This is a genomic window from Amaricoccus sp., assembly GCF_036846665.1.
Taxonomy (GTDB): domain Bacteria; phylum Pseudomonadota; class Alphaproteobacteria; order Rhodobacterales; family Rhodobacteraceae; genus Amaricoccus.
This window is the reverse complement of record NZ_DAIUBO010000118.1, coordinates 1-11,655: the sequence shown is the minus strand read 5'-3', so window position 1 is coordinate 11,655 and position 11,655 is coordinate 1. Positions and strand designations below refer to the sequence as shown.

11 protein-coding genes are annotated in these 11,655 nt (G+C 70.8%); 6 read left to right on the top strand and 5 right to left on the bottom strand.

From position 1 onward, the window contains the following. Positions 1-256: 256 nt before the first annotated feature. On the bottom strand, positions 257-721 hold the full coding sequence (locus V7050_RS12415) for a DNA polymerase III subunit chi (protein WP_324374979.1): 465 nt from the start codon (positions 719-721) through the stop codon (positions 257-259). A 5-nt stretch (positions 722-726) separates the two neighbouring features. Then, positions 727-2,208 (bottom strand): leucyl aminopeptidase, encoded by a 1,482-nt coding sequence (locus tag V7050_RS12410; protein WP_324369975.1) that lies wholly within the window; start codon positions 2,206-2,208, stop codon positions 727-729. Between the two features lie 90 nt (positions 2,209-2,298). On the opposite strand from V7050_RS12410, the gene V7050_RS12405 reads away from it, so the two are divergent. The 6 genes from V7050_RS12405 to rsmA are packed head-to-tail and all read left to right on the top strand — an operon-like array spanning position 2,299 to position 9,474. Next, positions 2,299-3,420 (top strand): LptF/LptG family permease, encoded by a 1,122-nt coding sequence (locus V7050_RS12405; protein WP_324369973.1) that lies wholly within the window; start codon positions 2,299-2,301, stop codon positions 3,418-3,420. Further along, the gene (lptG, locus tag V7050_RS12400) at positions 3,417-4,520 is read left to right on the top strand and encodes an LPS export ABC transporter permease LptG (protein ID WP_324369971.1); all 1,104 of its coding nucleotides are present in this window, start codon (positions 3,417-3,419) and stop codon (positions 4,518-4,520) included. Before V7050_RS12405 ends, lptG begins: the two co-directional genes overlap by 4 nt. Positions 4,521-4,550: 30 nt before the next feature. Beyond that, complete coding sequence (locus tag V7050_RS12395; protein WP_324374977.1) at positions 4,551-6,695, top strand: LPS-assembly protein LptD; 2,145 nt, start codon at positions 4,551-4,553, stop codon at positions 6,693-6,695. A gap of 24 nt (positions 6,696-6,719) precedes the next feature. Beyond that, a complete protein-coding gene (locus V7050_RS12390; protein WP_324370611.1) occupies positions 6,720-7,643 on the top strand; it encodes a peptidylprolyl isomerase in 924 nt (307 codons plus the stop codon). Then, positions 7,640-8,632, top strand: a complete 993-nt coding sequence (gene pdxA / locus V7050_RS12385; protein WP_324374975.1) for a 4-hydroxythreonine-4-phosphate dehydrogenase PdxA — start codon at positions 7,640-7,642, stop codon at positions 8,630-8,632. Before V7050_RS12390 ends, pdxA begins: the two co-directional genes overlap by 4 nt. Continuing rightward, positions 8,629-9,474: a 16S rRNA (adenine(1518)-N(6)/adenine(1519)-N(6))-dimethyltransferase RsmA gene (gene rsmA, locus V7050_RS12380; RefSeq protein WP_324368511.1), complete on the top strand. Its 846-nt coding sequence runs from the start codon at positions 8,629-8,631 to the stop codon at positions 9,472-9,474. The genes pdxA and rsmA overlap by 4 nt, the downstream gene beginning before the upstream one ends. Positions 9,475-9,511: 37 nt before the next feature. Here rsmA and V7050_RS12375 read toward each other — a convergent pair whose 3' ends face one another. The 3 genes from V7050_RS12375 to V7050_RS12365 form a co-directional block, all read right to left on the bottom strand. Beyond that, complete coding sequence (locus V7050_RS12375) at positions 9,512-10,192, bottom strand: DUF4167 domain-containing protein (RefSeq protein WP_324368509.1); 681 nt, start codon at positions 10,190-10,192, stop codon at positions 9,512-9,514. Positions 10,193-10,400: 208 nt separating this feature from the next. Continuing rightward, positions 10,401-11,243 carry a peptide chain release factor N(5)-glutamine methyltransferase gene (prmC, locus tag V7050_RS12370; RefSeq protein ID WP_324368507.1) on the bottom strand — a complete coding sequence of 281 codons (843 nt, stop codon included), beginning with the start codon at positions 11,241-11,243 and terminating at the stop codon, positions 10,401-10,403. After that, positions 11,240-11,655: peptide chain release factor-like protein (locus V7050_RS12365; protein WP_324410601.1), on the bottom strand; the 416-nt coding region annotated here is incomplete at its 5' end. The genes V7050_RS12365 and prmC, both read right to left, overlap by 4 nt.

Below are 11,655 nucleotides of genomic sequence, written 5' to 3'. Positions count from 1 at the left end.
GGCCCGACACAGGACCTGACCCTGAACGGCAGATCGGCAGAACCCCGGCCGATACGATAGGCCGGGCCGCTCTCCGCCTGCGAAGTCCGAAGAAGGTCGAAACTCATACAACACACCCCTGACGCGTTCATCGCAACCGGAGGAGCCGAATGCGATTAACCATGACAACGCACGTCCGAGACGATTATTCCCCCCGCATAGGAATTTTTTCGCCTATGCAAGCATCGCAGCATTTTCCGTATTGACAAGCGGAATCTCACCCGCCGGCGACGGCTTTCCGCACCCAGCGCGCATCCTCCTGCGCCCAGTAGACCGCCGTCAGTCCCGCCGCCGCGACCTCGCGCCAGACCGCGCGGGCCGCCTCGACCGCCGCCGCATCGCCGCCGTCGAAAAGCAGGCAGACGCGAAAGAAGCTGGACATCTCCGCCACCGTCGCCCTCGCCCCCTCCACCAGCATCAGCACCTCGGCCGCATTGGCGTTCTCCGCGCCGAGCGTCAGCAGCACCGGCTGGCGGTCGGGATCCGCCGCGCTGGCCGGGCCGTGCGGCAGGAAGGAATCGTCGCGATAGGCCCAGAGCGCGCGATCGAGCGCGGCGAGCCCCTCCTGCGTGCCGCAGCGCAGCAGGACCCGCCAGCCCCGCGCCAGGGATTTCTCGAGCAGGTCCGGCAGGGTTCGGTCGAGCGGCGTCGCGGTCAGGTGGTAGAAGAGGACCTCGGCCAACCGGATCAGCCCTCGAAACGGTCCCGGATCAGGCGGTCGAGCGCGCGCACGCCCCAGCCGGTCGCCCCCCGGGGCGCGAGCTCCGAATCCTTGCCCAGGCTCGCCACGCCCGCGATGTCGAGATGCATCCAGGGCAGCCCGTCCTTCACGAAGCGCTGGAGGAACTGCGCCGCGGTCACCGCCCCGGCGGGGCGCCCCCCGACATTGGCCATGTCCGCGATCCGGCTCTTGAGCAGCTTGTCGTAGGCCGGCGCCAGCGGCATGCGCCAGGCGCCCTCGCCCTCCGCCCCGGCCGCGGCGAGGAACGCCGTGGCGAGCGCATCGTCGTTGGAGAAGACCCCCGCCTTCTCGTGGCCGAGCGCGATGACGATCGCCCCGGTCAGGGTCGCGAGATCGACGATCGCCCGCGGCTCGAAGCGCTGCTGCGCGTACCAGAGCACATCGGCCAGCACCAGGCGCCCCTCGGCATCGGTGTTGATCACCTCGACGGTATCGCCCTTCATGGAGCGCACCACGTCGCCGGGCCGCTGCGCCCGCCCGTCGAGCATGTTCTCCACCAGCCCCACGAGCCCGACCACGTTGGCGGGAGCCTTGCGCAGCGCCAGCGTCTTCATCACGCCCGCCACGACCCCGGCGCCGCCCATGTCCATGGTCATCTCTTCCATGCCCTGCGCGGGCTTGATCGAGACGCCGCCGCTATCGAAGACCACGCCCTTCCCGACGAGCGCCAGCGGCGCGGCATCGCCGCCGCCGCGCCATTGCATGACCACGACCTTCGACGGGCTCTCGGAACCCATGCCCACCGCCAGCAGGGTGCGCATGCCCAGGCGTTCCAGCGCGTCCTCCTCCAGCACCTCCACGGAGAGGCCGAGCTCGGCGAGGGCCGAAAGCCTTTCGGCGAATTCGACCGTGCCGAGCACGTTCGCCGGCTCGTTCGTCAGATCCCGGGTGAAGAAGACGCCCGCGATCTGGGCCGCCAGCGGCGCGAATTCCGCCTCCGCCTTCGCCGCGTCCCGCACCACCACCGTCACGCTCCGATTGGGAGGGGCGGCCTCGGGGTCCGGCGAGCGGTGTTCGGTGAAATCATAGGCGCGCAGGAGGAGGCCGAGCACCAGCTCGGCAGTCTTCGCCTGCGCCGCCGCGAGCACCGTCAGCGGAGCCGAGCCGTTGAAGCCCGCGATCGCGGCGCCGGCGCGCCGCGCATCCTCCGCGCTCGGCCGCCGCGCCAGCTTGACCACCTGCACCGCCTCGGCCGCGAGCCCCGCCGGAAAGGCGATGACATGGCCGCTGCCCGGCTTGGCCTTCCCGAAGGCCTCGCCCGCCACCAGCCGGCCGAGCGCGCCCCGCGACAGCCGGTCCAGCCGCCGGGCCATGGCATCCATCGCGCCGTCGGGCGCGACGAGCACCGCGATCCTGCCCTCCAGGGCCGCAAGCCCGGCCGCGTCCATTTCGGTGAAGACGGTTTTGAGTGGCGCTGTCACGGACATCTCCATTAGGCTTGCCGGATGCCGACGAGGCCTAGCGCCTTTCCGGTCGCTTGGCCATACGGGCCGGGGCCATCGGCACGAAGGGCGCGCGTGAACAGACTGGATCGCTATATCCTGAGGCAGCTGGCGGGGGCCTTCGGCTTCTTCGTGCTGGTCTTCACGGGCGTCGTCTGGCTGACCCAGGCGGTGCGGCTGATCGATACCGTCATCGCCAGCGGCCAGAGCGCGCGCGTCTTCATCGAATTCTCGGCGCTGGTCCTGCCCCAGGTCCTCGTGATCGTGCTGCCGCTCTCGGGCATGGGGGCGGCGCTCTACGCGCTCAACAAGCTCTACACCGATTCCGAGCTGATCGTGATGATGACCTCGGGGCTCGGGCCTCTGGGACTGCTTCGCCCCACCGCGATCTTCGGCGCCGCGATCGCCGCCACGCTCGCGCTCGTCATGATCGTCATCCTGCCGGTGGCCGGGCGCACGCTGGCCGACCGCAGCCAGGCGATCCGCTCCGACCTCGCCAATGCCCTGATCGTCGAGCGGCAGTTCATCCATCCGCTGACCGGGCTGACGCTCTTCATCGACGACACGAGCCGCGCGGGCGAGATGGCGGGCGTCTTCCTCAACGACCAGCGCGACCCGGAGCGGATCGTCACCTATTCGGCCGAGCGCGCCATGCTCCTGCGCGAGGGCGACGAGGCGCGGCTCGTCATGGTGGACGGCATCGCCCTGACCCCCGACGGCAGCGGGCGCAACCTCAATTCCGTGCGGTTCGAGCAATTCGTCTTCGACCTCAGCGAACTGGTGCGGGCCGAGATGACCCGCATCCCCCGGCCTTCCGAATACGCCGTGACCGACCTGCTGGCACCGACCGAGGCGATGCTGGCATCGGGCAGGCACAGCCGCGGCGATTTCGTCTCGGAGGGCCATTACAAGCTGACCATGCCGCTGCTCGCGATGCTCTATCCGATGATCGCGCTGGTGACGCTGCTCGCCGGCGGCTACCGGCGCAGCGGCTTCGGGCGCCGCGTCATCGTGGCGATCGCCGTCGCCGCCACGATCCAGGTGCTGCTCTTCCTGCTCCGCGAGCGCGTGCAGGCCAGCCCCGGGCAATGGCCGCTGATGTACATCCCCCATGCGCTCGGGATCGCCTATATCGCCGCGCTCCTGCGCTGGCTGAGCCGCAGCCGGCGCAGATTGTGGCGGGCCGCCACGCCATGACGCTCTGGCGCTACATCCTGCGCGGGTTCCTGCGGGCGGTCCTGATCGTCTTCGCGGTCATCGCCTTCATCCTGTCGCTCTTCGCCTTCGTGGAGAACCTGCGGCGCTTCGGGGAAACCGATGCCTCGACCGGCAACATCGTGAGCATCACGCTCCTCCAGGCGCCGGAGGCGCTCTACCAGGTCTTTCCGCTGGTGCTCATGCTGGCGAGCCTCCTGACCTTCCTGCGCTTCGCGCGCACAAGCGAGCTCGTGGTGATCCGTGCCGCCGGCGTGTCCGCCCTGCGCCTGATCGCGATCCCGGTGCTCGCCTCGCTGGTCCTCGGCGTGGTCTTCGTGGGCGTGGTCAATCCCTTCGTCGCCGCCTCGATCAAGCGCGGCCTCGCGCTCGGCGACGAATTCCGCCACGTGGACGCCTCGATGCTCTCCTTCTCCAGCGACGGCATCTGGCTTCGCCAGGCCGACACCCAGGGCGAGACCGGCCAGACCGTGATCCAGGCGGAGCGCGGCAATGCCGACGGCTCGGTCCTGAGCCAGGTCCGGCTCTACCGCTTCGACCCGGCCGGCACGCTCTATGCGCGCATCGACGCGCCGACCGCGCGGCTGGGCGCCCGGGCCTGGATCCTCGAGGACGCCACGGTCTGGGTCGCGACCGAGGACGGGAGGTTCGACCGCATCGCGTCCGGGGACCGGATCGAACTGCCGACGGAGCTGACGAGCGAGCAGATCCTCGAGAGCTTCTCGCGGCCCGAGATGGTCGGCTTCTGGGCGCTCGGCGCCTTCATCTCGCAGATGGAGGATTCGGGCTTCTCCGGCCAGCGCCACCGGCTCTTCCTCCAGAGCGAGCTCGCCAAGCCTGCGCTCTTCGCCGCGATGGTGCTGATCGGCTCGGCCTTCGCGCTCCGGCCGACCCGCTTCGGGCAGACCGGCGTGATGATCCTGCTCGCGATCCTCGCGGGCTTCTCGCTCTACTTCCTCAAGGACTTCTCCGAGACGCTCGGGGCCCAGGGCCAGATCCCGCTGATCGTCGCCGCCTGGACGCCGCCGGTCGCGGCGATCCTGCTCGCCTTGGGCTTGCTGTTGCACCTCGAAGACGGATAACACGAGAGCGGCAGAAAGCGGGAAGGGCCCTTGGCGCGTCTGGGACGATCTTCGGTGCTCGGACTGGCGCTTCTCGGCCTCCTGTGGGTGCCGCCTTCCGCGCGCCTGCTCGCCCAATCCGCACCGGCCAGCCTCGTCGCGGACCGGATCGACTACGATGCCGAGACCGAGACGCTGACCGCATCGGGCGCGGTCGAGATCCTCTACGAGGGGCGCGTCCTGCACGCCGCCGGCATCGTCTACGACGCGCGGAACGAGGAGATCCGCGCCCAGGGGCCGATCACCCTCGCCGATCCCTCGGGCAGCGTGATCCTGGCCGATTCCGGCGCGCTCTCGTCGGACCTGCGCACCGGGCTGGTGCAGGGGGCGCGGCTCCTGATCGCCGACCAGCTCCAGATGGCGGCCTCGGAGATCGGCCGCAAGGACGGGCGCTTCACCTCGCTCTACCAGACCGTCGCGAGCTCCTGCACGATCTGCGAGGGCGATGCCACGCCGGTCTGGGCATTGCGCGCGGCCCGGGTGACGCTCGACGACCTCGAGCAAAGGATCTATTTCGAGGACGCCACCGTCGAGGTGCTCGGCCTGCCGGTCGGCTACCTGCCGCGCATGAGCATTCCCGACCCCAGGGTGCGCCGGGCCAGCGGCTTCCTCCTGCCGGGCTTCAGCCAGTCCGACATCTACGGCTTCGGCTTCAAGCTGCCCTATTACCGGGTGCTCGGCCCCTCCGCCGACGCCACCGTGACCCCCTTCCTGACGAGCAAGGGCGCCCAGATCATCGAGGGGGAATATCGGCGCCGCTTCGCCAGCGGCGGCTTCGATCTCGCCGGCGTGCTCGCGGTCACCAGCGGCCTCGACAGCGGCGCCGGCCGCGGCGCCCTCACCGCCACCGGCGATTTTGCGCTCTTCTCGGGCTTCATCGCGGATTTCGACATCAACCTGGTCAGCGACCAGAGCTTCCTGCTGCAATACGACTATTCCGACGCGGACCGGCTCACCAGCGAGGCGCGGATGCTGCGGACGCGCGAGAACGATTTCATGCAGCTCGGGATGATCGGCTTCCAGAGCCTGCGGGAGGACGAGGACACCGAGAACATTCCCTTCATCCTGCCCGACTTCACCTACCGGCAGCTGGTGGAGATGCCCGGCATCGGCGGGCGGCTCGGGCTCGATCTCGACACGCTCGGCGTCTGGCGGCAGACCGGCGTCAACATGTTCCGCGCCGGCGGCGGCGCCGACTGGCGGCGGGACTGGACCCTCGCCCACGGCCTCCTCGTCAATGCGGTCGCGGCGACCGAATTCGACTTCTACCGCGTCTGGGACGATCCCGCGACGCCGGAGCGGGTGATCGGGCGCGCGACGCCGATCGTCTCGACCGAATTGCGCTGGCCGCTCCTGCGCACGACCGGCCGCGCGGACCATGTCGTCGAGCCCATGGCGCAGATCGTCTATTCCGACATCATCGGCGAGACCGACAACCCCAACGAGGACAGCCAGCTGCCGGAATTCGACACGACCAACCTCTTCGTGCTCAACCGGTATCCGGGCCGCGACCGCTACGAGACCGGGCTGCGCGCGAACCTCGGGATCAGCTACACGCGCTACGATCCGTCGGGCTGGTCGCTCGGCCTGACCGCCGGGCGGGTGCTGCGGGCCGACGGCGACACGTCGTTTCCCGAGGATTCGGGACTGGACGGGCGCTGGTCCGACTACGTCGCCTCGGCCGCCCTCACCACCGCCTGGGGGCTGACGCTCTCGGACCAGGCGCTCTTCGGCGACGATTTCCTCTTCCGCCGCAACGAGTTCGCCGTGGTCTACGACGGCGACCGGGCCGATTTCGCCGCCTCCTACGTCTATTTCGCCGAGGACGATTCCAACGAGGTCCTCGGGCCGCAGCCGGAAACGAACGAGTTTTCCATCGATGCCCGCTACCGGGTCCATCCCAACTGGGAGGTGCGCGGCCTCTGGCGCTACGACATCGCGAGCGACAGCAACCTGCGCGCCGGCGCCGGCATCACCTATGGCACGCAATGCGCGGAATTCGACCTTTCCGTCTCGCGCCGCTTCACGTCATCGGATAACGTGCCGCCCTCGACGTCTATCGGATTCAACGTGAGCCTCGCCGGGCTGGGGGATTCGGAAGACCGGTCATGGCCGGCCCGGGTCTGTCTCGGGTAGGCAAGCGGAGACGGGAGCGGATCGATGCGCGGGATGATCATTCTTCTGGCGTTCCTGTGCACGGCCACGGCCGGCGGGCCGGCCCTCGCCGCCAATCCCTATGCCGCGGCCTATACCGTCAACAACGGCGTCATCACCTTCTACGACATCGAGCAGCGGATGATGTTCCTCGAGGCGCTGGGCGCGCCGGGGGACGTGCGCGCGCTCGCCATTAAGCAGCTGACCGAGGACAGGCTGAAGATCCAGGCGGCGGAATCCCTCGGGATCGAGCTGCCGGAAGGCGCCATCGAGGCCGGCAAGGAGGAATTCGCCACCGGCCGCGGGCTGACTGTCGAGGACGTCGACCGGGTGCTGGAATCGCGCGGCATCGACCAGCAGACCATGGACGATTTCGTCGAGGCGGGCATCTCCTGGCGCGAGGTGGTCGGCACGCAGTTCCGCGCCCGCGCATCCCCCACCGAGGAGGATATCGACGCGGCCCTGGAATTCTCGGCCACCGCGCCGGTCGAGGTCGTGCAGCTCGCCGAGATCGCCATCCCCTTCGCCGAGCGCGGCGAACCCGAGACCCTGGCGCTCGCCGACCGCATCTATGCCGACCTCGCCCGCGGCGCGAATTTCGCGGAAATGGCGCGCCGCTACAGCCGCAGCTCCTCCGCCGAGCGGGACGGGCTGATCGAGCCGATCCCCGCCGCCCAGCTGCCGGCGGCGATGCGCTCGCAGATCCTCCTGATGCGCCCGGGACAGGTCACGCCGCCGATGCCGATCTCGGGCGGGGTCGCGATCCTGAAGCTGGTCTCGGTGCGCCAGGAAGCGCCGCCGCCGAGCGAGCAGACCGAGGAGGAACGCCGCGAGGCCCTCCGAGCCAAGCTCTTCAACGACCGGATCACCGCCTTCGGCCAGGGCTACCTCCAGGAACTCGTCTCCGACGCGCTCATCATCGAGCGATGAGCGGCAGCGTCGCGCTCACCCTCGGCGATCCCGCCGGCATCGGCGGCGAGATCGCGCTCAAGGCATGGGCGACGCTCGCGGGCGAGATCCCCTTCTTCCTCATCGGCGATGCCGGCCAGATGGCGGATCTCGCGGGCGGTCTCGGCCTTCCCCTGCGACGGATCGCGGCCCCCGCGGAGGCCGCCGCCGCCCTGCCCCACGGGCTGCCCGTCCTGCACCATCCCCTGCCCCGCCGCGGGGCGCCGGGCCGCCCGGAGCCCGAGAACGCCGCCGCGGTGGTCGAGATCATCGCGCGGGGTGCCGCCCTCGCGCGCGGGGGCGCGGCGCTCGCGCTCTGCACCAATCCGATCAACAAGAAGGCCCTGAAGGAGGGCGCGGGCTTCGCCTTCCCGGGCCATACCGAATTCCTCGCCGCGCTCGCCGGCGCGCCGCTGGCGGTGATGATGCTCGCCGCACCGGCCCTGCGCGTGGTCCCGGTCACCATCCACATCCCGCTCCGCGACGTGCCCGACGCGCTCGGCCCGGATCTGCTCGCGGCGACGCTGCGGATCACCCATGAGGCGCTCAGGCGGGATTTCGGCCTGCCGGCGCCGCGGATCGCGGTCGCGGGCCTCAATCCGCACGCCGGCGAGGGCGGCGCGATGGGGGAGGAGGAGGCGCGCGTGATCGCCCCGGTGCTCGACCGGCTCCGCGGCGACGGCCTCCGGATCACCGGCCCGCATTCCGCGGATACGCTCTTTCATGCCGCCGCGCGCGCCGGCTACGACGTGGCGGTCTGCATGTACCACGACCAGGCGCTCATCCCGCTCAAGACGCTGGATTTCGACGGCGGCGTCAACGTCACCCTCGGGCTCGATTTCGTGCGCACCTCCCCCGATCACGGCACCGCCTACGACATCGCCGGCCAGGGGCGCGCCAGCCCGTCGAGCCTGATCGCGGCCCTGCGCATGGCCCGGGACCTCGGGCTTCGACGGGCGGGGCGGCGGTGAGCCCGGCCCCGGACGGCCTGCCGCCGCTCCGCGAGGTCATCGCCGCCCATGGGCTCAGCGCGCGCAAGGCGCTGGGCCAGAACTTCCTGATGGACCTCAACCTGACCGGACGGATCGCGCGCCGCGCCGGCGACCTGCGGCGCTGCGACGTGCTGGAGATCGGCCCCGGCCCGGGCGGCCTGACCCGCGCGTTGCTCTGCGAAGGCGCGCGCCAGGTCGTCGCCATCGAGCGCGACGCCCGCTGCCTGCCGGCGCTGGCGGAGATCGCCGCGGCCTTTCCCGGGCGGCTGACGGTGCTCGAAGGCGACGCGCTGCGCATCGACCCGGCGGCGCATCTGCAGCCGCCCATCCGCGTGGTGGCGAACCTGCCCTACAATGTCGGCACCGAGCTTCTCGTGCGCTGGCTCACCCCGGAGCACTGGCCGCCGTTCTGGTCGAGCCTGACGCTGATGTTCCAGAAGGAGGTCGCCGAGCGCATCGTCGCCGCGCCGGGGTCCAAGGCCTATGGCCGGCTGTCGGTGCTCGCGCAATGGCGCGCCTCCCCGCGGATCGCCTTCGAGATCCCGCCCCGCGCCTTCACGCCGCCGCCGAAGGTGACGAGCGCGGTCGTCCATATGGACCGCCTCGAGGCGCCGCGCTTCGAGGCCGATCCCGCAACGCTCTCGCGCGTGGTCGCCCTCGCCTTCGGCCAGCGCCGCAAGATGCTGCGCGCGAGCCTGCGATCGCTCGGCCCGGACATCGAGACGCGCCTCGCGGAGGCCGGGATTGCCCCGACCGAACGCGCCGAACGGCTCTCCATCGAGGATTTCTGCCGGCTCAGCCGGCGCATCGACGAAGGATAGGCACACCGCCCCTGCCGGCGACGGCCGCCCCCCCGGCTCACTCCGAAGGCGCCGGCCCCTCGCTCTCCTCGGCCTTGGCGCGGCGGCGCGTCCGCGGCCGGCGCGCTGGAGCTGCCGGAGGCTCTGGGGCTTCCGCAGCGACCGCGGCCGGATGCCCCGATCCGTTGAGCTCCGGCGCGGCAGGCTGGGGCGCCGACGCCTTCTGGGGCTCGCTGCGGCCCTCCGGCGTCTCGATCAGCCCACCGTCCGCCTCGCGCTCGTCGTCGGCATCGAAGGTCGCCATGCCCGAAGCCGAGCCGGAAGAGGCCGCGGGCTGTGCCCGGGGCCGGTCCTCGAAGGGCTCCAGACGCTGGTCGATCCTCCGGCCGCCCTCCTCGGCGCGGGCCTCGCCGTTGCGCTGGTCCTCGCCGCGCGAACCTTCCTCGCGCTCCTGGGCGGAGCGCTGCTCCATCTGCTGGCGCAATGCCTCGCCGAGCATGCGGCTGTAATGCTCGGAATGCTGCAGGAAGCTCTCCGCCGCCACCCGGTCGCCCGAGACCTGCGCGTCGCGCGCCAGCGCCTGGTACTTGTCGATGATCTGCTGCGGCGTGCCGCGCACCTTGCCGTCGGGCCCTGCGCTCTCGAAGACGCGGTTGACGATGTTGCCCATGCTGCGGCGCTGGTTGCTGTGGCCGCCGCCTGACTTGTTTCTGGAACGTTGCTTGTTCGATGGTCTCATGCCGAGGGGTTTCCGCCATTTCTCTTGGCTTTGCCGGGATCGAGGGAAGCGGCGTCACCGCGCCCGACCGTCATCCCGAAGCGTCTGTGCACTTGTCGGACCCGCCATGCGAGGCAATTGGAAAAATCGAACGCATCTGGCTGGATCACGGGGAGTCTATAACCTCGCCCCGGGAAAAGACAAGCGCAAATCCCGGCGCATGAAGCACTTATCTGGCCAGGACCTCGATCACGCGGTCGCGCCCGTCGAGATCGCGGCGAATCGCGATGGTGCCGAACCCCGCCGCGCGCAGGATCGCCGCCACGCCCTCGCCCTGGTCGGCACCGATCTCGAAGAGCGCGCGCCCCCCGGGCGCAAGCGCGGCGCCGAGCCCCGCGGCGATGCTGCGGTAGCTCTCGAGCCCGGTGGGACCGGGCGAGAGCGCCAGCGCCGGCTCCCAGTCCCGCACCTCCGGGGCGAGCCGGGCGAGCTCGGCCTGCGCGATGTAGGGCGGATTGCTCACCACCAGATCGTATCGCCCCGCGAGGCCCTCCAGCCAGTCCGCGCGCCGGAACTCCGCCCGGCCCGACACCCCATGCGCGGCGGCATTCGCGGCCGCGACTTCCAGCGCCCTTTCGCTGACATCGGTGCCCGTGCCGGTGGCGCCGGGCCATTCGGCGAGCAGCGTCACCAGGATCGCCCCGCTTCCGGTGCCGAGATCGAGGACGCGCGCGGGCGGGCGGCCCGCCAGCGCCGCCTCGATCAGGGTCTCGGTTTCCGGGCGCGGGTCGAGCACCTCCGAGGTGACGCGGAACCGGCGCCCCCAGAACAGCCGATGGCCGAGGATCTGCGCCATGGGGCGAAACCGCCGCCGCTCGGCGAGGAGCCCTGCCAGCCGCTCCTGCGCCGGCCCGGGCATGTCCTCGCGCAGGGCCAGCGTCACCCGGTCCGGCGCGATCCCGAGCGCCGCGGCGAGCAGGAGCCGCGCATCGCGCGCCGGCTCGGCGATGCCCGATGCCCTGAGCTGCGCCGCCGTCTCGCTCAGCGCCGCCTGCACGCCCGAGGGCGTCACGCGTCGAGTTCCGCGAGGCGGCTCGCCTGGTCGGCGGTGGTCAGCGCGTCGATCACCTCGCCGAGATCGCCCTGCAGGATCTGGTCGAGCTTGTAGAGCGTCAGGCCGATGCGGTGGTCGGTCACCCGGCCCTGCGGGAAATTATAGGTGCGGATCCGCTCGGAGCGGTCGCCGCTGCCGACCTGATCCCTGCGGTCGGCGGCCCGCTCGGCGTCGCGCCTCCGCCGCTCGATGTCGTAGAGCCGCGCGCGCAGCACCTGAAGCGCCTTCGCCCGGTTCTGGTGCTGCGACTTCTCCGAGGAGGTCACCACGATCCCCGTGGGCAGATGGGTGATGCGCACGGCGCTGTCGGTGGTATTGACGTGCTGGCCGCCGGCGCCCGAGGCGCGCATCGTGTCGATGCGGATCTCGG